This window comes from Thiovibrio sp. JS02 (assembly GCF_053485635.1).
The window spans coordinates 1,704,036-1,726,624 of the sequence record NZ_CM130715.1 but is presented as its reverse complement, the minus strand read 5'-3'; the positions used below and the strand labels follow the sequence as shown (position 1 = coordinate 1,726,624).

The following is a 22,589-nucleotide window of genomic DNA, read 5'->3' as shown; positions in this document are numbered from 1 at the left end:
AGGCGGCCCGGTTCTGAACACTATTTTTTTCAGGATGTTTCGTCTATGAATGCCATGGTCTTGGCCGCCGGTTTGGGAACCAGGCTGCGTCCCTACACCATCAAGCGACCTAAACCGCTTTTTCCCCTGCTCGACACGCCCCTGCTCGGCCACACCCTTGCCCAGCTCAAGAGCTGCGGAGCGGAACGGATTGTGGTCAACGCCCACCATCTGCGGGAGCAGATTGCCGATTTCTGCGTCGGCCGGGCCGAGGTTTTTGTCCAGCTGGAAACACTTGAGCTCGGCACCGGCGGCGGCCTGCGCCTTGCGCAACCCCACTTCGGCGACACCCCCTTTCTGGCGGTCAACGGCGACATTGTCCACGATCTTGACCTTGGCGGCATCCATCGGGCGCATCTGGCCTCGGACGCCCAGGTCTCCATGGTGCTCCACGACTGCCCTCGCTTCAACAATGTCCTGGTCGACGGCCGGGACCGGATCCTTGGCTTTGCCCGCCAGGCTGACGCCCAAAAAGGCGAACGGCTTCTCGCCTTCACCGGCATCCAGGTGATCGATCCGGCGGTGCTTGCCCTGATTCCGCAGGGAGTGTTCTTCAACATCATCGACTGCTACCAGGCCCTGCTCGCCGCCGGCGGCCGGATTCAGGCCCAGGTGGTCCGCGGCCATTACTGGACCGACATGGGCACCCCCCAGGATTATCTGGAGCTGCATGCCGGGCTTCTCTCCGGCCGCCGGCTGCTGCCACATCTCGCCTGGAACGGGGCCGGCCCTTTTTTCCTGAGCCCGCGGGCGCAGGTGGGGGAGGGTGTGGCCTTCAACGACTGGGTCGCCGTCGGCAGCCGGGCGCGGGTCGGGGCCAACGCTTCCCTGAGCCGGGTGGTGGTCTGGGACGGGGCCGAGGTGCCGGCCGGCGGCGTTTTCCGCGATACCATCATCACTTAGGGGCGATTCCGTGTTCAACGCGCAAGAGGAAAAAGAGCTGCGGGCGCTTCTCGTGGCCCAGGGGCTCGACAAGGAGTTCCGGGTCGTCGGCAGGATGGCCGGTGACGGCTCGGACCGCAGGTTCTGCCGTCTGAGCGCCGGCGGGGTTTCTCTCCTGGCCGTGCTGCCCAACCTCGACCACCCGCAGGGGATGGCCGAGGCCGTGGCCGCCCGTGACCTGGGCAACCATTTCCGGCAACAGGGCGTCGCGGTGCCGCGAATCTACGGCTTTGCCCCGGCAAGCGGCCTCATCCTCTTCGAGGATCTGGGCGACCGCAAGCTCCATGATCTGGTCCGGCAGGAGGGGGTCTCCGCCCCGGTGGTGGCGCGGTATTACCGGCAGGCGGTTTCCGCCCTGGCCCATTTGCAGACCGAGGCCCGCCATGGCTTTGACCCGGCCTGGTGCTACGACACGCCCCGCTATGACGCGGAGTTGATGCTCGCCCGGGAGTCGGGCTATTTTCAGAAGGCGCTCTGCGAGGAGTTCCTCGGCCTGACGGTCCCCGGCGGCCTGTCCGCCGAATTTGTCCGCCTTGCCGGGCGGGCGGCCCGTGAGCCCGCCGACTATGTGCTGCACCGGGATTTTCAGTCCCGCAACCTCATGGTCCATGCGGATGGAATCCGGATCATCGATTATCAGGGGGCGCGGCTCGGGCCTTTGGGCTACGACCTGGCTTCCCTGCTCATCGATCCCTACGTGGGACTGCCGGACGCCTTGCGGCAGCAGGTGTTCTCCTGGTATCTCGACGCCCTGGCCGGCCATATTCCCCTTGACCGGGCACGATTCATTGAGGGATATTACTACATGGCGCTGCAGCGCAATCTGCAGATCCTCGGGGCCTTTGCCTTTCTTTCCAAAAACAGGGGGAAAGCGTTTTTCCGGCAGTTCATCGTGCCTGCCAGCCGTACCCTTTATGAGCACCTCACCGCGCCGCAGGGCAGGGATTTCCCTCTGTTGCGCGGGGTGGTGGAACAGGTAGGAAATTCCCTGCAACTTTAGCAGTCAACAATTCAGGTAAACATGCAGACACGCTATCCCATCGTGGCTCTGGTCGGCCGTCCCAATGTCGGCAAATCGAGCCTGTTCAACAGATTCGCCAGGAACAAGAAGGCCATTGTCGACCCCACCCCCGGGGTGACCCGGGACCGCCACTACGAACAGGTGACCCTGGAGGAAAAGGTCTTCATCCTCGTCGATACCGGCGGCCTTGAAAGCGACAAAAACGAGATGATGGCCGGCCTGATCCGCGAGCAGACCATGCAGGCCATGCGCGAGGCGGACGTGATCCTCTTCCTGCTGGACGGCAAGGAAGGCCTGATGCCCGAGGATCACGAGGTGGCGGACCACCTGCGCCGCAGCGAGAAGCCGGTCTATTTCCTGGTCAACAAGGTGGACAGCCCGGAGCTTGAGCAGCAGCTGGTGCCGCCCTTTTACGAACTCGGCGTGGACAGGCTCTGGCCCATCTCCGCCTCGCACGGCTATGGGGTGAAGACCTTTTTCGCCTCCTTGCTGGCCGAACTCCCCGTGTTCCCGGCGGCGGAGGAGCTGCCCGCGGACACCATCGCCATCGCCTGCCTGGGCCGTCCCAACGTGGGCAAATCTTCCATGATCAACCGGCTGGTCGGCGAAGAGCGCATGGTGGTTTCCGATGTGCCCGGCACCACCAGGGATTCGGTGGATTCCCTGATCACGGTGGGCCAGCAGCATTACCTGCTCATCGATACGGCCGGGATCCGGCGCAAGGGCAAGGTGCAGGAAAAACTGGAGAAGTTCAGCGTCATGCAGGCCCTCGGCGCCCTGGAGCGCTGCGATGTGGTTCTGATCATCATCGACGCCGACGAAGGGGTCACCGAGCAGGACACCAAGGTGCTGGGCTATGCCTTTGAGCGCGGTCGGGCCTGCCTGATCCTCGTCAACAAATGGGACCTGCTCAAGGGCGACACCAAGCGGCAGAAGCAGGTGCTCGAAGAGGTGAGCCGGGCCACCGGCTTTGTCGAGTACGCGCCGGTCCTCACCGTGAGCGCCCTGACCGGCGCCGGGATCAAGAATCTGCTGCCCACGGTGCTGAAGATCTACCGGCAGTACAGCAGCTCCTTCACCACCGGCCAGCTCAACCGGATCCTGCAGGCGGCCATGGAGGGGCATAATCCGCCCATGCACAAGGGGCGCAGGCTCAAGCTCTACTACACGACCCAGATTTCTTCCAAGCCGCCCACCTTTGTGATTTTCGCCAATTACCCCAAGGGGGTGCATTTCTCCTACCACCGGTATCTGGTGAACCAGTTTCGGGCCGGTCTCAAGCTGGACAAGATCCCCATCCGGATATTACTGAAGGAAAGGCAGCGAAAACAATATGGATGAAGGGTTGCTCGGCCGGTATCTCAGATTGTTGCGCGACGACGAGGAGGCTTTCGCCCTCCTGGCAGCCGTTGCGGAGCAAAGTGGATACGGCTGGCACCTTGCCCGGCAGGAAGGGTTGTGGCGCTTTTGGCTGCCCCGGCTTGTCGAAAGTCTCGCCATCTTTCTCGCGGAGTTTCCGAAGGACGACGGCCGGCACTCCGCCCGCGGGCCCTCCGCCGAAGTCTGTACCGAACTCGGCCTTGCCGCCGTCTCCTCATTCCGGCGGAAGGAGACCTCCTTTGCCGTTTTTTTTCCGCTCCTGAAATGCCTCCGCCGCGCCCTTTTCGTTTCCCTCGACAGGATTGCCCAGAATCCGGAGGAATCTCCGCCGTTGCGGCAGGGGCTCGCCGTTTTTTTCGACCATCTGGAACAGGCGGCCGCGGTCCGCTGGCTCAGGGATGACGCCAACTCCTTCCAGCTCAGGTTGCGGGAGGCGAAACACTTTATCCTGAACGAGAAACGGCGCTACGCCACCATTTTTTACAAGATGGGCGAGCCTGCCTTCATCATTGACCAGCGTCTCTGTTTCCTCGATGTGAACACCGCCTTTGAGGATTTTTTCAAGGTGCGGCGCGAGACCCTGCTCGGGAAATCCTGCAGCCAGGTGCTGGGCCAGGAGATCTGCGGCGCCTGCCCCCTGGAAGACGCCCTTGTCAATCACACCTCCTTTTCCAATATCGAGCTTGCCATCAGTGTCAAAGGGCAGCCCAGAACCGTCCTGGTCAACGGAACCTCCCTGGGCTACCTGAGCGGCGAGTTCCCCGGCGGCATTGTCATCATCCAGGATATCAGCGAGCAGAAAAGGGTGGAGCAGGCCCTGCAGGAGAGCGAAGAGAAGTTCCGCACCCTGATCGAAAACGTTCCCGATGTTGTCTGGCGGGCGGACCGGGACGGAAACATCCTCTTTCTGGGCCACAACATCAAAAAAATCAGCGGCTACGAAGCGGCGGAACTGTTGGGCAAAAGCAGATTCGCCAATATCCATGCCGACGACCGGGAGATGGTGCGGGCGCGGTATGCCCAGCTCTTTCTCAAAGGCAAGGAGCTGAATCTCCGCTACCGGCTGCGCCGGAAAAACGGGGCCTGGATCTGGGTACACGATCGGGCGAGGCCTACCCGCTACTCGCGGGCAGGCGAGTATGCGGACGGGGTGCTCTCCGATGTCAGCAAGCTCGTCAGGATCGAAGGGGAGCTGGCGGAATACCGGAGCTGGCTGGAGGAGCTGGTGGACGAAAGAACCCTGGAACTGAAGCTGGTCAACGAACAGCTGCTCCTGGAGGTGGCGGAGCGGCAGCAGGCCCAGCAGGCCCTGGAAAGGCTGACCGCGAGCCTGAGCCGTTCCAATGCCGAGCTGGAGCAGTTTGCCCAGGTGGCCTCCCACGACATGAAGGAGCCGCTTCTTCTCATCGTCGCCTTTGCCGAGCGCCTGCTGGCAAGGTGCCGGGACAATCTCGATTCCATGGCGGAAGAGTACCTCCGGCGGATTGTCAAGGCCGCCCGCCAGCTTCAGGTGCTGGTGAACGATATCCTGCAGCTTGCCAGGGTCGACAGCGCCGAGCAGCCTTTTGCCGTCGTGGCCCTCGATCGGTTGCTCGCCGAGGTGCTTGCCGACCTTGAGGAGAGAATCCATCGGAGTCAGGGAACGATCACGGTGGGCGCGCTGCATGCCGTCGAATGCAATCCCACCCAGATGCGGCAGCTCTTTCAAAATCTCATCAGCAATGCCCTGAAGTACAGCAAAAAAGATATTCCCCCCCTGGTGGAGGTGCGCAGCAGGACCCTGCCGGGCAACCTCTGCGAGATAACGGTGCGGGACAACGGCATCGGCTTCAGCAAGGAGGAGTCCGCCCGGATCTTTCGGCCCTTTGTGCGGCTGGACAGCGCCCGGGCGCATGAGGGTTCCGGGGTGGGACTCACCACCTGCGAGAAAATCGTTGCCCGGCACGGCGGGATGATCACCGCCAAAAGCCGGCCCGGCGAGGGCTCCATTTTTATCATCCAGCTCCCCCTTTCCCAGCGGCAAGTCCGCGTCTGAACGTGCCCTTTTCCCCCTCTGTTTTTTTCTGAAAAAAAGTGTTTCAGAGATCCTGCTCTTTATGTATCATTACACAACATCTTGTGGTCGCACCTGTTGCTGGTGCGCCATATCTTGCATGGCATGAAAAAAGTCCGTCCCGCGACCTTTTTCACAACTGCAAATGTGCCAATGGATGAAAATTGACGATACATCCTGTCTCGTCCGCAGGCTGCAAAAACACGGTGTTTTTCGCGGCCTTCCGTTTTATTCCGTACCAATCAAGACTTTTTCCCCGAGGTGTAAGCGATGGAATTGCCAATCAGCTTTGACGATGCGTTGAAGGAATGGGAACGCTTTGAGGAATATCTGGTGCAGGCCAGATATGCGGTCCGCAACAACAAGACCGGTGTTCCCATGGAGAAGGACATGACCCAGGTGCTGCTCAGGGTCAGCAAGCAGTTCAAGCATCCCGAGGTCGGCAAGGCCCTTGTGCACGGCAGGATCATCACCGCCACCCCCTTTCTGATGAACGGCGGCAACCCCTATACCCGGCGGGCAGGCTACTACTCCTGCTATCCCCTGGGCGACGTCGAGGATTCCACCGAGGCCATTTTCGCCATGGAGCGCGATCTGGTCAGCATCTTTCAGCATGCGGGCGGCGGCGGCATCGACGTGACCAAGATCCGCCCCAAGGGCACCATCGTCGACAACGGCCAGGGCCTTGCCTCAGGTCCGGTCTCCTTTGCCAAGGGCTTTTCCCACCTTTCCGCCCGCATCAGCCAGGGCGGCAAACGTCGCGGCGCCCTGATGATCCAGGCCGACTGGGACATCAGGGACGTGAAGGAGTTCGTCACCTTCAAGGGCGACAATCCCGGCCAGTACACCGGCTGCAATGTCTCCCTCAATGTCACCGACGAGAAGTTTTGGGACAACGAGGAGATGGTCGATCTGGTCGCGGAATACATCTGGAAGTCCGGCGATCCCGGCCTGCTCTTCACCGCCAAGAGCCTGGCCAACACTCCGGTGCCGGCCAAACACAACCCGGTCTATTCCAATCCCTGCGGCGAGTATCTCTCCACCAAGGACACCGCCTGCAATCTCCTCACCGTCTGCCTGCCCAAGTGTCTTGCCGACGACAAGGGCAAATATCTTGATCAGGTTTTCGAGGCGGCGAGGCTTGCCGCCATCGCCGGCAACGAGATCCTCGAACTGGGGGGCTTCCCGCCCATCGAGCGGATCAGGAAGAATACCCTGAAGTTCAGGCCCATCGGCATCGGTTTTACCGGCCTGCATTACGCCATGAACCACTTTGATGTCTCCTATGCCGACGAGCATGAGGCGCCGCTTTTCGCCAAGGCCACCCAGCTCGCCCTGATGCTCGGGTCCATGCAGGGCAGCCTCGACTACGGCGAGTTCGTCAGGAACGAAGGCAAGAAGAAAAAGCTCACCCCCCAGGAATGGAACATGAGCTATGTCGATAAGATCGACAGCGAGGCCATCGCCTTCATCGAATCGGACATGCCCGACAAGGAGAAATGGCTCAAGCGGACCGGCAGTCTTTTCGCCACCCTGCGCAAGCTCGGCGGCCTCTACAACTCGGTGACCACCTCCCAGGCCCCCACCGGCTCCATTTCCCAGCTGATGCGGGTCTCCTGCACCGGGGTCGAGCCCTACTTCTCCATGATCCAGCGCCGGAAGGTGAAGGATGTGGACGATTCCTGGAAGGAGTTCACCCTGGTCCCCCTGGAGTTCTACCAGTACGACGAGGAGAAGCTCGAATGGGTCGCCGGGCAGACCGCGCACAAGATCGAGCCCTATCAGCAGATCAGGATCCTCGAAGCGTGCCAGGCCTTCAACCACACCGCGGTTTCGAAAACCATCAACCTGCCCGCCGACACCACGGTGCCTGAAATCAAGAAGATCCTCCAGTACGCCCGCAAGAGCAACCTCAAGGGCATCACCATGTTCCGCGATTCTTCCATGGAGGGCGTCCTGAGCGACCATGCCGGCAAGGCCGAGACGATCTGCGAGTTTTGCGATCTCGACGTGCGCAGCGGCAGTACCTACAAGTTCCGCGGGCCGGCGCCGCTCTACATCACGGCCAACAAGGGCAAGCAGGGCCATGTCCGCGAGGTGTTTTTGAACACCACCAAGTCCGGCTCGACCCTGCACGGGATGAGCGAGGCCCTGGGCCGGGTGATCTCCGTGGCCCTGCAGCACGATTACCGGCTGGTCGGCAAAATCGCCCGCACTCTGGAGGATATCTCCTCGGACGGCGCCTGGATCAGCGGCTCCCTGGGCAGGGTCTACTCCATCCCGGCCGCTCTTGCCAAGGTGCTTGACAAGAGCGCGGAAAACGAGGTGGATGCCGATCCGGAACCCTATGTCGAGCCTTCCTCCTACTCCTCCTGCCCGGCCTGCGGCAAGCTGAGCCTGCGCCGCAGCGGCGGCTGCAACCAGTGCGTGAGCTGCGGCTACTCTTCCTGTTAAGGGCGGAAGATCCTTTTCATGCAACCGGCTCGGCAACGGGGCAAATACAACAAGGCGGTCATCTCTCTGATGGCCGTCTTGTTGCTTTTCCTGATCCTGACGGACATTCTCATCGCCAGGCACCAGCGCGATTTTCTCCTCGCCGAGGCCGAAAACCAGATCCGCCGCGACCTGCAGCTCATTTCGCTCTCCCTGCGCGATCCCCTGTTGGCCAACGACCATCTCCGGATAAGCCGTTTTTTGAGCCAGTGGGGCGACGAGCATCCCGAGGTGGTCCGGCTTGCCGCCGTTCTGCCCTCGGGCGGCGAGCTTCTTTCCTTGCAGCGGCCGGTCGCGAGCGGGGAGACCTTCCGGGTCGAGCGGAAGGTTTCCTTTCAGGACAAGGAACTGCTGACCCTGAAGCTTACCGCCTCCTCCCTGGCGGTGGAGGAACTTCTTCGCAAACTGCGCTGGCAGCTGGGTCTTGCCTCCTGCCTGCTCACGGCCATCGCCGGAATTGCCGCCTGGTATACCCTGAAACGGCTGGCTATCATCCCGCTGGAACGGGAGATCGGCCTGCGGCTCGCCACGGAAGAACAGCTTGCCGCGGCCCAGGATGAACTGGAGGCCCGGGTGCTCGCCCGTACCGCCGATCTTGAGGAGGCGAACCGGCTGCTGCGCAACGAGGTGAGCGAGCGCAACGCCGCCGAGGAGGAGCTGGCCCGACTGCATCGCCAGTACGAGCTGATCCTGAACTCCGCCGGCGAGGGCATCTACGGGGTGGACGACGCGGGCCGCGTCACCTTTGTCAACCTCGCGGCCCAGCACATGCTGGGCTTTCGGGAGGACGAGCTGATCGGCAACGGCCTGCATGACTTCCGCCACCATGTCCGCCGGGATGGCGCGGGCTATTCCGGGGAGGAGTGCCCGGTCTGCCGGGCATACACCAGCGGCAAGATGAAGCGGGCCGGAGAAGGGTACTTCGGCAGGAAGGACGGCACGGTCTTCCCGGTGGAGTTCCTCTGCTCCCCCATTGAGGAGCGGGGGCGGGTGGTCGGCACCGTGGTGGTCTTCGAGGACATCACCCTGCGCAAACAGGCGGAGCACGATCTCCTTGAGCTTACCGATACCCTGGAGCAGCGGGTCGCCGAGCGGACGGCCCGCATGAACGCCGCCAATCAGGAACTGCGGGAAACCCTGGGGCAGCTCGAACAGACCCAGGCGCAGCTGGTCCATTCGGAAAAGATGGCGGCCCTGGGCGATCTGGTGGCCGGAGTGGCCCACGAGATCAACACCCCGGTCGGAGTCGGCGTTACGGCTGCTTCGTATCTGGCCAAGGAGACCCGGGCCATTGCCGCTCTCCACGCGGAGGGACGCATGAAACGGAGCGACCTGGCTGGGTATCTCGAAGTGAGCCAGGAGTCGGCCAAGCTGATCCTTTCCAACCTGAACCGGGCCGCGGCCCTGATCAGGAGCTTCAAGCAGGTGGCCATCGACCAGTCCGGGGAGGGCAGGAGGACTTTTCTCCTCGCGGAATATCTGGAGGAGGTCTGCCTGAGCCTGAGGCCCATCCTGAAAAACACCCCGCACCGCCTGGAGATCAACTGCCCGGCGGATTTGGCCCTCAACAGCTACCCCGGCGCCATTTCCCAGATCGTCACAAACTTCATCACCAACTCCATCACCCATGCCTACCGCGAGGGCGAGGCCGGTTGCCTGCGCTTCGACGTCGCCCTCAGCGGGGGCAACGTGCACTTCCGTTACAGCGACGACGGCAAGGGCATGCACGAAGAGGAGGTGCGCCATGTCTTTGATCCGTTTTTCACGACAAACCGCGAAAAAGGGGGAAGCGGTTTGGGGCTGCATATTGTATATAACATCGTCACCCAAAAATTGTGGGGGGCGATCAAGTGCGAAAGCAGGCCGGGGGGCGGCGCCTCCTTTGTCCTCGTTTTTCCGGCGGTGATCCCCGGCTGAAATGAGCGGACCAGCTTTGCGACTGCCTGCGCGGAGAGTTCACTCCCGCGCGCGCGTGATTGAGGAAAGCCGGAGAGGCTTTTTTCAAGATCCTGTTGAGGCAAGATATCATGAATGATGAGCTTGTCTTTGCCGACGAGCCGGAGGGCGGCGAGCCCCCCCAGTCACCGGGGCCTGCCCGGCCGGCCGGCCCGGCAAAGAGCTGGAAGGTAATGATTGTCGACGACGAGGAGGAGGTCCACGCCGTCACCAAGCTGGTTCTCAAGGATTTCTTCTACGAGAACAAAGGGTTGTCCCTGCTGCATGCCTACAGCGGCGCAGAGGCGAAACAGCTCATTGCCGAGCATCCCGATACGGCCATTGTCCTGCTCGACGTGGTCATGGAGAAGAACGACGCCGGCCTCGAGGTGGTGCGCCACATCAGGGAAACCCTCAAGAATGCCTTTGTGCGCATCATCCTCCGCACCGGCCAGCCCGGTCAGGCCCCGGCCGAAAGGGTCATCGTCGACTACGACATCAACGATTACAAGGAAAAGACCGAACTCACCGCGGAAAAGCTCTTCACCACCATGGTGGCCTCCCTGCGCTCCTACCGGGATATCCTCACCATCGACGCCAACCGCCGCGGCCTTGAAAAGATCATCGACGCGGCCACCTATATCTGCAAATTGCGCTCCATCAAGAATCTGGCCTGCGGGGTGCTGACCCAGCTGGTTTCCATCCTCCATCTAAGCGAGAACGCCCTTTACTGCCAGACCTCGGGGCTGGCGGTGCGCAACGTCCGGGGCAACCTCAAGGTTCTTGCCGCCACCGGCAGCTACGAGCCCTATATCGACGCCGAGGCGCAGAACAGCCTGCCGCCGGCGGTCCTTGCCGATGTCGCCCTGGTGGCGGCGGAGAAGCGGTCCATCTGCCGGGAGAACCGCTATGTCGGATATTTCTGCAGCGAAGGGGGAGAGGAGACGGTCATCTACCTCGAGGGCTGGCGGGAGTTGAGCGAGATGGACCGGAAAATGATCGAGGTCTTCTGCGGCAACGTGCAGGTCGCCTATGAAAACGTGCTTCTCAACCAGGAGATCGAAGGCACCCAGAAGGAGATCATCTATACCCTGGGGGAGCTTGCCGAGATGCGCTCGGTGGAGACCGGCAACCATGTACAGCGGGTGGCGGAATACTGCCGGCTGCTGGCCGACAGGTACGGCTTGAGCCAGCGGGAAGCGGAGACCATCCGCCTGGCCGCCTCCATGCATGACATCGGTAAGGTTGCCATCCCCGACGCCATCCTCAACAAGCCCGGCCCCCTGACCAGCGAAGAGTTCGAGATCATGAAGAGCCATACCCTGCGGGCCCAGGAGATGCTGGGGCTTTCCGACCGGGAGATCATCAGGACCGCCATCGTCATCGCGGTGCAGCACCACGAAAAGTTTGACGGCAGCGGCTATCCCAAGGGGCTTAAAGGGGAGGATATCCATATCAGCGCGCGGATCACCGCCATCGCCGATGTTTTCGACGCCCTCTGCAACGACCGCAGCTACCGGAAGGCCTGGGAGATGGAGGACATTCTCGCCCTGTTCCGCAAGGAGCGCGGTCGCCATTTCGATCCGGTGCTGGTGGATATCTTTCTCGCCAACTTCAAGCAGATCCTTTCCATCAAAAACAGCCTGGCCGGTTAGTCGCCCATGAGGGCCCGGCGCATTTCCGGCCAGACCCCGGCCAGCTCCTCCCGGTCCCTGAAGGGGAGGATGAGTTCCAGCCGATCCTGCTCAAAGGAGGGCGAGTGGCTGAGGCTTGCGCCCTGGGGCAGCCTCAGCGAGGCGGCAAAGTGGCGGAAGTCGAGCTCCGCCTCATAGAGCCGCGGGTAGCGCTGCTCGCCCAGCCACTGCATGAGCCTGGCGGCTTTCTGCGGCACGTTCATCTCCGGCTGTTCAATAATCTCCCGCACCGCCTTCTGGCCGAGAATAGCCATCACCGAGCCGCCCGTGCGGGCGGCCAGCTCCCGGCAGCCCGCGGTGAGCTTCTTTTGGTTGCTGACGCTCAGTTTCAAAAGATCCATCACCTCAAAAAGCGACATGCGGTCGGTGAAGCTGCAGTTCAGAAGCTCCCTGGCCACCCCGTCGTGGAGAAAGCCCTGATGCAGGGCAAGGAGCAGGTGCTCCTCAAGGTCGAGGAGTCTGAGGAGCTTTCGCATGTTCACCGGGTGGGGTTCGAGGCCGATTGCCGGCAGAAAGGCGCAGGCAGCGGCCTCGCCGGCCTGCTCAAGCATCTTGGCAAAAAAGATCGCCTGCTCGATCACGCTTACCTCGCCGCGGAGCAGGGTGTCTTCCAGGCTCACGGCCAGGGTTTCCGCCGCCGTGGCCTCCGCGGGCAGGACAAGGCAGACGCAGGAGCTTGCCCGGAGGGTCTGCTGGGCGGCCAGCAGGCGCCTGCGGCCGGCAACGATCCGCAGCATGGCGGTTTCCTCTTCCTTGAGGATGGGCGGATGGAGGATGCCCGCCCGCCGGACCGATTCCATGAGTCGCGCCGAGGGGGCGAGGGCGCCTTCCGGGGCCAGGGAGTTGCTGGTATCCTGAAAATCGATGTTCTGCAGATTGATGAGGCTCGAACGGTAGGCTGGCGGCATGGCTGGTTTCTCGCGGTCTTGGCCGGTCGGGGCCGGGCGGTTCAGGGATGGGGAGGATTGCCACTGCCTGACTCTATGAAAAAAAGGGGCTGCTTTGTCAATGAAAAGTTGGAGGGTTCCGGCCCGACCGGGAGTCAAGGACGGGCGTCCGCGGGGCTCCGGACGAGCCTGCCCAGGGTGTCGATGGCCATCACGCCCTCGGGGACCGGGGCCTTGCCGGGATTGTACCAGATTGCCCGCAGGCCGCATTGTTGGGCGCCGAGCACGTCGTCGTGCAGGCTGTCTCCGACCATGAGCAGGGAGGAGGGTTCCACCCGCAGATGGTTGCGGATGAAGGCGAAAAACGCCGGCTCGGGCTTCGGGGAGCCGGTTTTGCCAAGGCAATAGATGTTGCTGATGTACCTGTCCAGGCCGACCCTGGCCAGCGCCGCCCGGATCCGGGCTTCATCGGAATCCCCGGCATTGGTGGCGAGGTGGCAGGGAACCACGCGGCTCAACCGTTGCAGGGTGGGCACTGCCTCGGGCATGGCGGCAACCTCGGGCCAGTCGCACATGGGCCCTGCGTAGCCGGGAAGGACCGCCATCAGGGTGTTGCCCCAGTCAAAGAGATAATGCAGGGTTTTCATGCGCTTTCCGTCCATTGGCCGTGCGGGTCGTGGCGGCGTCTCCGTCTAATCCGCGCCTTCAGGGTCTCCTTCCTTTTCTCGGATGGGGTCCGCGCTCTCCGCGAGCACGGCCCTGATCTTGTCGGCCAGATCCTTGCCCGAGAATGGTTTCTGGATAAAATGGATACCCTTGTCCAGCACGCCCCTGTGCACGATGACGTTGGCGGTATAGCCGGACATGAACAGACACTTGACCCCGGGGCAGAGGGATTTCAGTTTTTCCGCCAGTTCCCGGCCGTTCATCTCCGGCAGCACCACATCGGTGAGCAGCAGGGAGATCTCGCTGCCGTGCGCCTCGGCGGACAGCAGCGCTTCGGAGGGGGTGCCGGCGGGCAAAACCCTGTAGTTGAGTTTGGTGAGCATTTTTTCGACCAGTCCGAGGATCGCGATATCGTCCTCCACCACCAGCAGGGTTTCGCCGTTGCCCGCCTGGCACGTCTCGACCGCGAGCAGCGGTTCCCTGGACATTTCGCCGGTTTGGCCGGGCAGATAGATCCTGAAGGTGGTGCCTTGGCCCGGCTCGCTGTAGACATTGATGAACCCGTTGTTCTGCTTGACGATGCCGTAGACGGTGGCCAGCCCCAGGCCGGTGCCGTTTTTTGCGCATTTGGTGGTGAAAAACGGCTCGAAAATCTTGTCCAGGGTACCGCGATCCATGCCGCAGCCGTTGTCGCTCACCGCCAGCAGCACGAAATCACCCGGGACAAACCCTGCATGGTCGGCGCAATACGAGGCGTCGAAGGTAACCGTCCCCGTTTCGATGGTGATCCTGCCCACGTCGGCGATGGCGTCCCGGGCGTTGACGCACAGGTTGGCCAGGATCTGATCGAGTTGGGAGGGGTCCAGCAGAACCGGCCACAGCCCGGGGCCGGGCCGCCAGTCCAGGTCGATGTCTTCCCCGATGAGGCGCCGGAGAATGTTGAGCAGGCCTGCCACCGCCGCGTTCAGGTCGAGCAGCACCGGCGCGATGGTCTCCTTGCGGGCAAAGGCCAGCAGCTGCCGGGTGATATCCCTTGAGCGTATGGCCGCGGTGTGGATCTCCTGCAAATCCGCCCGCAACGGATCTGCGGGCCCGGTCTTCTCCAGGGCCAGTTCGGCGTAGCCGATGATGACGCTGAGGATATTGTTGTAATCATGGGCCACTCCGCCGGCCAGTCTGCCCACGGCCTCCATTTTCTGGGCCTGGCGGTATTGCTCCTCCAGTTTGCGGTGGTCGGTGATGTCGCGGATGATGGTATGGAGCAGCATCTTGCCCCTGATCTCGATCCTGCCGGCCAGCACCTCCACGTCCCTGAGCGAGCCGTCGGCCAGCCGGTGGCGAAACTCGAAATGAAAGCGCTGCCCGGTCCTTGCCTTTGCCATTTCCGCTTCGACCTGACCGGCGGCAGGGGGATCGAGGTCCTGGAGCCGCAGCCGCCGCAGCTGTTCCGCGGGCCAGCCGTAAAAATCGACCGCCGCCCTGTTTGCTTCAACGATCCTGCCGTTCTCGGGATCGATGATGAGCTTGACCACCGGATGGTTCTGGAAAAGGCTGCGGAATTTTTCTTCGCTTTCGCGCAACGTTTCATTGGCGCGGAGCAAATGTCTGGTTCTGCTCTTCACCTGCCGGCGAAGCAGGAAAATCGCCCCGGACGCCAGGGCGAGCAGGCCGGTGGTTCCGCCGATCAGCCAAAGGAGATAGCGCGGCACCACCGGCCTGGGCGGCCGCTCCAGCCAGCGGGCCAACTCCCTGTAATACACGGAGCCGGCTTCGGATTTCATCGCCCGCAGGCCGCGGTCGATGGCCGCCAGCAGATCGGGGTTGGCATCCTGGTCGGTGGCAAAATACAACGAGGCCGGATTGAAAACGATGGCCGTCATTTTCAGCCCGTACTCCTGGTAATAGCAGTGTCCGAAAAAGTGGTTCGCGACAACCGCGTCGACAGCGCCGTCGGCCGCAAGGGCAAAGGCTTTTTCATAGGAGTCCGTCTCGACCATGGCAATGTCGTAGCCGAGCCCGTTCATCATCTGCCCCAGGGCCGCGCGCTGAATCGAATCCTTGAGCAGGGCGACCCGCCGCCCGTTCAGGTCGGCCCAGCGTTCCACCGGCTTTTGGCCGGTCGCATAGACCTGCGACCAGCTATCGAGGACCGCTTCCTGGTGAAAATCGAATCGAAGGTCCCGTTCCTGGGAAAAGGCGACATCCGGTATCAGGTCGAGGCGGCCCTTTTCAAGGTCTGCGAGACATTCGTGCCATTTGCACGGTACATAGGTCACTTCCCAGTGCTCTTCCTGCGCGATGGCGTCGAGAATGCCCACGAAGATGCCGGAAGCCCGCCCGTTTTCGTCGCTGAAGATCTTGGGTTTGTTTTCATAGAGGCCGACCCTGATCTTGCGGGGGCCGGCAGGGTGGGGGAGGGGGCCGTCGGAATCGAGGCCGCTCGGGGCCGGATCGATTTCCGCCGGAACCAGCGGCCGCTCCCGGGGAGGGTCGGCAATGGCGGCGGCGGGGAGCAGAAACGGCAGGATCAGGATTGCCGGCAAGCCGGGGAACTTCCGTGACAAGGAGAGGAAAATCTTTCTGCTGATGGCCATGACAAGCTCGTTGGTATTACCGGAGTGCATTCATCCCTGTCGCCTTCTCCCGCTCCCGGGCCGCGGTCATCGTTCCTCGGCCTCGGTGAGAACCAGCCGCATCTCCAGGGGGTTGCCGGTGCGCTCGGATTCGTAGGCGTTTATCGCGTGGCCGACGTTCTTTTCCATCACCGCCTTCATGGCCATCACCTGGGAAAAGCCGGCCTTTTCGAAAAATATGTAACTTGGGGTGAAGCGCTCCTTTTCCAGGGGCGCATAGGTGGAAGCCGGCTGCAGATTGACCAGATGCCCCTGTTTGGTCAGGAAATTGCTCAGGTCGTAGGCGTCATCCTTGCGGCCGGGAAAATAGTAGACGGTTATCTGGAACGGTCCTTCGCCCCGTGGTTCGGCGCGGTCCGGCGGGACCGTGCCGCCGGTCTCGGCCTCGGTGAGGACCAGCCGCACGGAGAGCGCGTTCATGGGCGGCTCGGATCTGTAGGCGTTGATGACGTGGCCGAGATTTTTCTCCATCGTCATTTTTAATGCCAATGCGCGGGTGTGCTCATCCGGATTAAAAAAGAGGTAGGTGGGAGTCAGCCGTTCCTTTTCCAGGGGAGGGAAGGTGGAGGCCGGCTGCAGGTTGACCAGATGGCCTTGGTGGGTCAGGAAATTGCTTAAGGCGTAGGCATGTTCTTTCCGGTTGGGGAAATAGTAGACGGTTACCTCGAAGGGCTCCTCCTGCCGGTTTTCGGCGAGCTTCTGCTCCCCGCGGATGTCCCTCGCCGCCCGGGGTGGCGAGGCCGGCGTGTCAACGGGAAAAAGCTTGTCCCAGTTGCCGAAGATGGCGGTCGCCAGTGCGCCGATCAGGCCGATGATCGCGATGGTGAGTTGCACCTTGTAGCTTTTCTTGTCTTCATCCATGGTATTTTCGCCACTATGCGGGGGTTGGGTGTCCGATTCCGCGTTTTCGCGAAAAAATAGCGCGGAATTTCCAGGTGCGGCGCCGGGGAGGGGGTCAGGTTTTTTTCTCGTATCGCTCAATGGTCAACAGGACAAAATCACCGGTTTTTTCCGTTGCTACCCGCATCGCATAGGGAATGACGGCGTTTTGCTTTTTTATATCGAGAACTGTCTCGATCCCGGCCCGCGCCTGTCCGCTTGCAAAGGTTTCCAGCACCGCGGCTTTGATTTTGCAATTCTCGCAGTTGGGGTCCTTGCCGCAACCGGCTTCGCTAAACGAGTGGAGGCAGTCGAAAACCTGGCCTCCTCTATGCCCTTCAATTTTTGCCAGATCCTTGGCGAATAATGCGCACGCCTCTGCATTGGCGGTTACGACCTGTCTTGGCTCCGCCTGCATGAGCAGGACGGGGGATTCGCGGCCATTCAGGAGCGTTTGTGGGTTTTCTTCGCGTTTGTTGCCGGCTGCGCTGTCTTGCTGCATGGTCCCCCCGTTATTTCTGGTCGGCTGTTTCCGAGCCCTGACTCCATTACTTTGCCAGAACCCGCTCCATTGTCAAACAGTTTGTGTGCGTTCCCGGGCATCGGACAAAGCCGGGTCGCGCCCTGCCCGCGGGCCGCGTCGGGTGTCAGTCCCGGTCCAGGATGACATCGGTCATCGATTTCCAGGGCTGAGAGAAGAGTTTTTTGACTCGTTCCCGGTATTCTTCCGGAGTTACATGCTCTTCGTGGGTGCCGATGACAATTTCCAGGTCAGGAAAGCGCTCCTCAAGAGCCTTCCGGTATTTTTCCTTGAATGGGCACAAGGCCTTCATGCAGTACGTAAAATGGATGGCGTCAACCCTGAACTCGGTTAAGGAGCGTATCCTTGTCAGCAGTTTGTCCGGGCCGGTCAGGGTGGGGCATCCCGGGCAGTTGATGATGCCGACCAGGGTAAGCTTTTCCTCCTGGGGATAGCGCGCAAAGGCGCCTTTGCGTTTCCTGAAGTCGGCAAGGCAGCTTACCGAGGAACATCCCAGATCCTGCGTGGCGTTTGAGCAGGTAAGTATGCCGATTCTGGCCATGGCCACTCCTTGTGATTTTTTAATTCCGGGCCGAGCACTTTGCTCCTGGGCGATGCAGTAGATTTTACCATCAAGGAAATGGTTGAGAACAGCCTTTTTCTATCTTGCGCAGCGGAAAATCAGGCCAAGCCATTATTCCAAAATAGTAGAACGAAACATTCCGACCGCACCGCCTACAAGGGCACAGGCAACGTGCGATCAGGTGCGCATGGTTGGGCATCAGGTACCAGGCCCAGGTCTGCACGCCACATTTGCCGCATCATTGGGCCATCAGGTCGAGGTATTCCCGATGGTCGTCATCGCAGAAGAAAGTCTGCTGGCGGCGATTTCCCCGCCGGGTGACATGGTGCGGCAAGCCAATTAAATATACTGTCCACGTAACTCCTACCCCCTGGCGGCATAGCCTGCCGTTTGCTGTGGGTGAGTGGTCGGAAAAAATTTCCCCGCATGCTCTCTGCGATACCCACTATTTTCCGGTCAGCTAGAGAAGGCTGCATAAAATTCCCGTGGCTCTCCGAATGTTCAGGCAAATGGATTTCCCTATAGTCGCTTGCTTACGCTTGAAAAACAGCATGCGGCAACTCTTTGTTGGCTTGGTATATCTTTTGCATGCAGCAAATGAAGTATTTTACACATCAACAGTTTGTTCAGGCCCACATGAGGGGGAGGCAAAGATGATTACACCTGTGAAGAGTACGGGTTTTCTGGCCGCGACAGGAAATATACAAGCGACCAAGGCGGAACAAACGCAAGGCGCAGGCCGGGAGGTTGCCGGCATGGGGGACAGAATTACGATTTCCCAGGCCGGCCGCACGGTGTCGGCCCTGATTGGCAAGACCCCCAATGGCGGAAGTATTTCTCTCGCCGACATTGAGGCTCGACTCCGCGAAGATGCCCGTCTTGTCGAAGAGAAAATGAAGGGGCTGTACAGTGCGCTGGGAATCAATGCCGATACGGAGATGCAGCTCAGTGTTGATTATGACGGCAAGATTCTCGTGTCGGGCGCTGAGGACAAAGCGCAGGCATTGGCCGAGGCAGTCAATGCCGACGAGGAACTGGCTAATACCTTCAGAAGGATGTCCGCCAGCGCAGGTCTGCTGGAAGCGGCTAAAAAGCACCAGGAATTTGCCGAAGCATACGCTCAAAATGCCCAGCAGGCCGTTGGCCGCTATGGCTCTTTATTTGAAGGCGGCCATGACGCTCAGGTGAATTTTGCATTCAGCCACGGCCTGCTGGATACTTCGGCCACCTACGCCTGAGCCGTATCGGCCGAAACCAGGATGGAATGCCTCTGCGGGTGGTTCCGCTGTCGCGTTAATGCGTTAATCGGTTAGGAGGTTTGAAGATGAGTATTGCAACTGTCCAGTCGGCGGGGAGAGCAGGGTGGGAATCATATATCCAGGGCGCGGCCTCAATGTCGGTTGCTGTGCCGGCGGCACCCCAATCTTCAGCGGCATATACGCTGAAGATTTCTGAGGAAGGCAGGTTGATGGCGGAAAAGGCCGGAACCGGGCTTGATGGCCGGGGAAAAAATATTTCCGGTCAAACCAATGGCGCCTTTACTGATGCGGCACTCCCTCTGGAGGCCTTTTCGCTTCCCTCCTGGTTTGGCGATTATGTACCTGACGCCTTGGTCGTAAGCCCTTGGGTAGATCATGGTTTTTGGAATATGGTCGAAGGGTTGACCCAAGACAACTCGCTGTCGAACGAGGATCGGCGACAGATCAAAAATTATCTCCATAATGACCCCGACCATCAGAGCAGGTTGGCAAAGGATGAATTCTCCAGGCAGTTTGAAGCGGAAATCTCGGAATACACAAATTCCTTGCGCACCTATTATCGTGAAGCCCTGGAGGAAAATGGAGTCAATTCGCCGGCCGACTATTACAAGAAAGTGCTGCTCGACAACGAAAACAGTGAAAAAATTCGGCAAAGTATGCAGGGGCGACTTGAAAGCAACCCTCGTATGCTTGAATTGATGGAAATACTGGGGGAGGGGTAACCCTCGGCAGCGTAGCATCAAGGAGCACACAATGCAAATCAGGAGGGTGTAAAAAGGATTGTGTAAATGGCCATTCCGGGGGTAGAAAAGTTCGCCCCCAACCAAGGAGAGAGATATGGCCATTTCCAAAGAATTGCTTGACCAATTGATTGCGGATTACAAAAAGCCGGAAGACCTGATCGGCGAGAACGGCATACTGAAACAACTGACCAAGGCCCTGCTGGAGCGGGCCATGCAGGCCGAGATAACCGATCACCTCGGCTATCCCCGGAACGCTCCGGCTGGGAAAAACAGCGGCAACTCCAGAAACGGCAGCTACAAGAAAAAGCTCAAGGGAGATTTTGGCGAGATTGACGTCGCGGTTCCCCGTGACCGGAACGGCTCCTTCGAGCCGATCATCGTTCCCAAGGGAGAGACCCGCTTCAAGGGGTTTGATGACAAGATCATCTCCATGTATGCCCGTGGGATGACCACCCGTGATATCCAGAGCCATCTGGAGGAGATTTACGGCGTTGAGATTTCACCGACCCTGATCTCCCAAGTGACCGACGCCGTCACGGAAGAGGTCCGGCTCTGGCAGAACCGGCCATTGGAAGATGTTTACCCCATCGTCTATCTGGATGCGGTGCGGATCAGGGTCAAGCACAACGGCCAGATCATCAAGAAGGCCGTCTACCTGGCGATTGCCGTGACGATGACTGGGTTTCACTCAATCTTTTTGAATTTTTCCATATATGGAGGCGGCATAATACCACCTATTATCCAATATCCATCGTCTTCAAATAATATTTTGTATTGATTTGATTGGTTAAACTCTACAGTTGTATGATCTGGTAATACCTCGACAACTATAAATTTTTCTTTTCTATTCTCTCCATCCATTTCAATAATTGCAATATTATTGTTATGGTAGGTGATTTTCATCTTTCCCAGTAACTGACTGATGCGATCTAGGTGTTCTTGTGTATAATTTCCTGTTTTCTTGAGGTATGTTAAAGTTTCCTGTTTGTCTGATACAAATATCCCTACCAGTCTATCATCATGGAGTATTGTTGAACAACTCGTGATAACCAAAAGAAAAAGAATGACGTAACTGTTCTTCATCACAATGTATCTAATTTTACTTGCCACCACAAACACATTCACAGTTTTCATTTCCTCCTAATGCCTTACACTGACACATGCATAAATCTTTAGAAGAGAGTTTGCTTGAGGAGAAGCAATCCGTACACCTCTCAAGACAACCATTAAAATCTGTGGCGATTTGACATCTGCATTCACAACGGTCCCTAGCTGACGGCAACTTGCCACATGTTTTTTCCCAATACTCCGTTACTGTATCTTTGAGTCCTCTGGGATCAACCGCATTAACCGGGTTTCCTTTGACATACGCATAAGCATTAACCCCTCCCTCAAACCCAATCGGATCCTTGCTTATAAACCTCCCGACCTGCGGATCATAATACCTTGCCCGGTAAAAATATAACCCGGTCTCCTGATCCCACTCCCTGGCGGTATAGGCATAGGGCTGCTTCACCTCGTTGCCGTGGTGCTGCATGTTGCCGAAGGTGGTTGGGGGTCAAATCTTTATCCTTGACAGTAGCGCTTCCACTTTGCCGTATATGGTTTGCAGCTGCTTATCCCTATCAAGCCGTTGCCAAAATCGCTTTCTTCCCTGGCTGACGGTGCTGTAATCCACCCTCATCAGCCTCCCGATCTCAGGATTCTTCATCCCGCCCAACCGGTAGAGCAGATCCATGGCCATCTGGCGCAACGGCCCTGTGGTATGCAATATCTCTTTCCTGTTTTTTTCCGTCACCTTGCAGATCCCATCCAGGATAACGTCCTGGGCCAGATATTTTCGCACTTTGGCAAGAGCTGGTTGCTCCCGGGCCGTTGCCGCATCAAGATATGTGTTTTTGATCCGTTGCACAAAATCATCGCTGCCCAAGAGGCTCTGCCCGACGATCCGTTCCTTCACCGGCAGGCCTTCCGCCAGATCTGCGGCAATCTGCTTTTTGTATTTCGTTCGCCCGGTGGCGGTGTCGCCGCCGAACTCCGCGAGGATCACCGGGTAATCCACGAACGGCCATCGTTTGTTTAGAGAGACAAATCCCGGCAGGCTGCTCCATTTGTAGGCCCAAAGGATATCGAGCTGCTCGGCGAGCGGCTTATTCGTGTTGCTGCCGATCTTAACCGGGTTCAGATGGATATAGCGGGATACCATGGAGAGGTACGCATCCCCATCCACCAGAAAGCTCTTGTATCTTCCCTGGTAGAGATGGCCGGACCGGCGGTGGCGTCGATTGAAGGCCGAGGTGTAGCTGATGTTGAAGTGGCGCATGAACTGGCTGAGATTCCCCAAGGGGGTCTCCACCAGCAGATGAAAATGGTTGCTCATCAGGACAAAGCTGTAGAGCTTGACCGAGTATATGGCCAGGGAGCGGGCGAGGAGTTCTAAGAACTCCTGCCGGTCCGTGTCGTCCTTGAAGATGGGTTTGCGCTCATTGCCCCGGTTGGTAACGTGATAAAGCGCGCCTGGATATTCGATGCGAAGAGGTCGTGCCATACCAAGATGCTAGAGGAGGGGAGGAGTAGTGTCAAGGATAAAGATTTGACCCCATCTCCCCAGTTTTTTGGCTACCGATGCTTACCTCAAAATCTACAATACGGAACGTACGCACCAGGGCCGCAACATGAACGGCCGCACCCCGTGCCAGGCTTTTACTGACGAGTTGCCAAAGAACGAAAAACAGAAAAAACTGGAAACAAAAAAAGCTGCGTAATCCATCACCCAGCCAAGGGCGGCAGTGTCAGGTGAATACTATCTCTGTACAGACAGAAAATAGATCTGTCCACTTTTTCATTTATTTTTTCCCTATT

General features: G+C 59.4%; 18 protein-coding genes and 2 pseudogenes. 12 read left to right on the top strand and 8 right to left on the bottom strand.

Annotation, left to right across the window (positions count from 1 at the left end):
* Nucleotides 1-45: 45 nt before the first annotated feature.
* From ACUUL3_RS08010 to ACUUL3_RS07980, 7 genes are all read left to right on the top strand, one after another.
* Nucleotides 46-942, top strand: a complete 897-nt coding sequence (locus ACUUL3_RS08010) for a nucleotidyltransferase family protein (RefSeq protein ID WP_448556203.1) — start codon at nt 46-48, stop codon at nt 940-942.
* 10 nt (nt 943-952) lie between these two features.
* Nucleotides 953-1,981: an aminoglycoside phosphotransferase family protein gene (locus tag ACUUL3_RS08005; RefSeq protein WP_448556201.1), complete on the top strand. Its 1,029-nt coding sequence runs from the start codon at nt 953-955 to the stop codon at nt 1,979-1,981.
* Between the two features lie 21 nt (nt 1,982-2,002).
* Entirely contained in the window at nt 2,003-3,343 is a 1,341-nt protein-coding gene (der, locus tag ACUUL3_RS08000; RefSeq protein WP_448556199.1) for a ribosome biogenesis GTPase Der, read from the top strand.
* On the top strand, nt 3,336-5,417 hold the full coding sequence (locus ACUUL3_RS07995) for a PAS domain-containing sensor histidine kinase (RefSeq protein ID WP_448556197.1): 2,082 nt from the start codon (nt 3,336-3,338) through the stop codon (nt 5,415-5,417). The genes der and ACUUL3_RS07995 overlap by 8 nt, the downstream gene beginning before the upstream one ends.
* Before the next feature lie 288 nt (nt 5,418-5,705).
* Entirely contained in the window at nt 5,706-7,889 is a 2,184-nt protein-coding gene (locus ACUUL3_RS07990; protein ID WP_448556195.1) for a TSCPD domain-containing protein, read from the top strand.
* Nucleotides 7,890-7,907: 18 nt separating this feature from the next.
* Complete coding sequence (locus ACUUL3_RS07985) at nt 7,908-9,845, top strand: PAS domain-containing sensor histidine kinase (RefSeq protein WP_448556193.1); 1,938 nt, start codon at nt 7,908-7,910, stop codon at nt 9,843-9,845.
* A 110-nt stretch (nt 9,846-9,955) separates the two neighbouring features.
* Nucleotides 9,956-11,518 (top strand): DUF3369 domain-containing protein, encoded by a 1,563-nt coding sequence (locus tag ACUUL3_RS07980; RefSeq protein ID WP_448556191.1) that lies wholly within the window; start codon nt 9,956-9,958, stop codon nt 11,516-11,518.
* Here ACUUL3_RS07980 and ACUUL3_RS07975 read toward each other — a convergent pair.
* From ACUUL3_RS07975 to ACUUL3_RS07950, 6 genes are all read right to left on the bottom strand, one after another.
* On the bottom strand, nt 11,515-12,465 hold the full coding sequence (locus ACUUL3_RS07975) for a hypothetical protein (RefSeq protein WP_448556190.1): 951 nt from the start codon (nt 12,463-12,465) through the stop codon (nt 11,515-11,517). The genes ACUUL3_RS07980 and ACUUL3_RS07975 overlap by 4 nt on opposite strands.
* A gap of 134 nt (nt 12,466-12,599) precedes the next feature.
* Nucleotides 12,600-13,091: an HAD family hydrolase gene (locus ACUUL3_RS07970; RefSeq protein WP_448556188.1), complete on the bottom strand. Its 492-nt coding sequence runs from the start codon at nt 13,089-13,091 to the stop codon at nt 12,600-12,602.
* Between the two features lie 45 nt (nt 13,092-13,136).
* Nucleotides 13,137-15,734, bottom strand: a complete 2,598-nt coding sequence (locus ACUUL3_RS07965; protein WP_448556186.1) for an ATP-binding protein — start codon at nt 15,732-15,734, stop codon at nt 13,137-13,139.
* A 36-nt stretch (nt 15,735-15,770) separates the two neighbouring features.
* On the bottom strand, nt 15,771-16,604 hold the full coding sequence (locus ACUUL3_RS07960) for a hypothetical protein (protein ID WP_448556184.1): 834 nt from the start codon (nt 16,602-16,604) through the stop codon (nt 15,771-15,773).
* A gap of 94 nt (nt 16,605-16,698) precedes the next feature.
* Entirely contained in the window at nt 16,699-17,124 is a 426-nt protein-coding gene (locus tag ACUUL3_RS07955; protein WP_448556182.1) for a hypothetical protein, read from the bottom strand.
* A 145-nt stretch (nt 17,125-17,269) separates the two neighbouring features.
* The gene (locus ACUUL3_RS07950) at nt 17,270-17,704 is read right to left on the bottom strand and encodes a CGGC domain-containing protein (protein WP_448556181.1); all 435 of its coding nucleotides are present in this window, start codon (nt 17,702-17,704) and stop codon (nt 17,270-17,272) included.
* A gap of 82 nt (nt 17,705-17,786) precedes the next feature.
* Between ACUUL3_RS07950 and ACUUL3_RS07945 the strand changes: the two genes are divergently transcribed.
* The 4 genes and pseudogenes from ACUUL3_RS07945 to ACUUL3_RS07930 all read left to right on the top strand — a co-directional run.
* Nucleotides 17,787-18,068: a hypothetical protein gene (locus ACUUL3_RS07945; RefSeq protein WP_448556179.1), complete on the top strand. Its 282-nt coding sequence runs from the start codon at nt 17,787-17,789 to the stop codon at nt 18,066-18,068.
* Between the two features lie 310 nt (nt 18,069-18,378).
* Nucleotides 18,379-18,963, top strand: coding sequence for a hypothetical protein (locus ACUUL3_RS07940; protein ID WP_448556177.1), 585 nt, complete (start codon nt 18,379-18,381; stop codon nt 18,961-18,963).
* Nucleotides 18,964-19,049: 86 nt separating this feature from the next.
* The gene (locus tag ACUUL3_RS07935; protein WP_448556175.1) at nt 19,050-19,706 is read left to right on the top strand and encodes a hypothetical protein; all 657 of its coding nucleotides are present in this window, start codon (nt 19,050-19,052) and stop codon (nt 19,704-19,706) included.
* A gap of 115 nt (nt 19,707-19,821) precedes the next feature.
* A pseudogene (locus ACUUL3_RS07930) lies at nt 19,822-20,409 on the top strand (IS256 family transposase); the annotation flags it as partial.
* Nucleotides 20,410-20,826: 417 nt separating this feature from the next.
* Here ACUUL3_RS07930 and ACUUL3_RS07925 read toward each other — a convergent pair.
* Together ACUUL3_RS07925 and ACUUL3_RS07920 are read right to left on the bottom strand one after the other, a co-directional pair.
* Nucleotides 20,827-21,264, bottom strand: a complete 438-nt coding sequence (locus tag ACUUL3_RS07925; RefSeq protein ID WP_448556173.1) for an RHS repeat-associated core domain-containing protein — start codon at nt 21,262-21,264, stop codon at nt 20,827-20,829.
* 21 nt (nt 21,265-21,285) lie between these two features.
* Nucleotides 21,286-22,275, bottom strand: coding sequence for a transposase (locus ACUUL3_RS07920; RefSeq protein WP_448556171.1), 990 nt, complete (start codon nt 22,273-22,275; stop codon nt 21,286-21,288).
* A 76-nt stretch (nt 22,276-22,351) separates the two neighbouring features.
* Between ACUUL3_RS07920 and ACUUL3_RS07915 the strand changes: the two are divergent.
* Nucleotides 22,352-22,492, top strand: a pseudogene (locus ACUUL3_RS07915) (IS481 family transposase); the annotation flags it as partial.
* Between the last annotated feature and the right edge of the window lie 97 nt (nt 22,493-22,589).

What these genes read in the sequence shown, in the direction of transcription:
- ACUUL3_RS08010 (WP_448556203.1), top strand. Translation starts at nt 46, where the DNA reads ATGAATGCCATGGTCTTGGCCGCCGGTTTGGGAACCAGGCTGCGTCCC.
- der (WP_448556199.1), top strand. Translation starts at nt 2,003, where the DNA reads ATGCAGACACGCTATCCCATCGTGGCTCTGGTCGGCCGTCCCAATGTC.
- ACUUL3_RS07995 (WP_448556197.1), top strand. Translation starts at nt 3,336, where the DNA reads ATGGATGAAGGGTTGCTCGGCCGGTATCTCAGATTGTTGCGCGACGAC.
- ACUUL3_RS07990 (WP_448556195.1), top strand. Translation starts at nt 5,706, where the DNA reads ATGGAATTGCCAATCAGCTTTGACGATGCGTTGAAGGAATGGGAACGC.
- ACUUL3_RS07985 (WP_448556193.1), top strand. Translation starts at nt 7,908, where the DNA reads ATGCAACCGGCTCGGCAACGGGGCAAATACAACAAGGCGGTCATCTCT.
- ACUUL3_RS07980 (WP_448556191.1), top strand. Translation starts at nt 9,956, where the DNA reads ATGAATGATGAGCTTGTCTTTGCCGACGAGCCGGAGGGCGGCGAGCCC.
- ACUUL3_RS07975 (WP_448556190.1), bottom strand. Translation starts at nt 12,465, where the DNA reads ATGCCGCCAGCCTACCGTTCGAGCCTCATCAATCTGCAGAACATCGAT.
- ACUUL3_RS07970 (WP_448556188.1), bottom strand. Translation starts at nt 13,091, where the DNA reads ATGAAAACCCTGCATTATCTCTTTGACTGGGGCAACACCCTGATGGCG.
- ACUUL3_RS07965 (WP_448556186.1), bottom strand. Translation starts at nt 15,734, where the DNA reads ATGCACTCCGGTAATACCAACGAGCTTGTCATGGCCATCAGCAGAAAG.
- ACUUL3_RS07960 (WP_448556184.1), bottom strand. Translation starts at nt 16,604, where the DNA reads ATGGATGAAGACAAGAAAAGCTACAAGGTGCAACTCACCATCGCGATC.
- ACUUL3_RS07955 (WP_448556182.1), bottom strand. Translation starts at nt 17,124, where the DNA reads ATGCAGCAAGACAGCGCAGCCGGCAACAAACGCGAAGAAAACCCACAA.
- ACUUL3_RS07950 (WP_448556181.1), bottom strand. Translation starts at nt 17,704, where the DNA reads ATGGCCAGAATCGGCATACTTACCTGCTCAAACGCCACGCAGGATCTG.
- ACUUL3_RS07940 (WP_448556177.1), top strand. Translation starts at nt 18,379, where the DNA reads ATGATTACACCTGTGAAGAGTACGGGTTTTCTGGCCGCGACAGGAAAT.
- ACUUL3_RS07935 (WP_448556175.1), top strand. Translation starts at nt 19,050, where the DNA reads ATGAGTATTGCAACTGTCCAGTCGGCGGGGAGAGCAGGGTGGGAATCA.
- ACUUL3_RS07925 (WP_448556173.1), bottom strand. Translation starts at nt 21,264, where the DNA reads ATGCAGCACCACGGCAACGAGGTGAAGCAGCCCTATGCCTATACCGCC.
- ACUUL3_RS07920 (WP_448556171.1), bottom strand. Translation starts at nt 22,275, where the DNA reads ATGGCACGACCTCTTCGCATCGAATATCCAGGCGCGCTTTATCACGTT.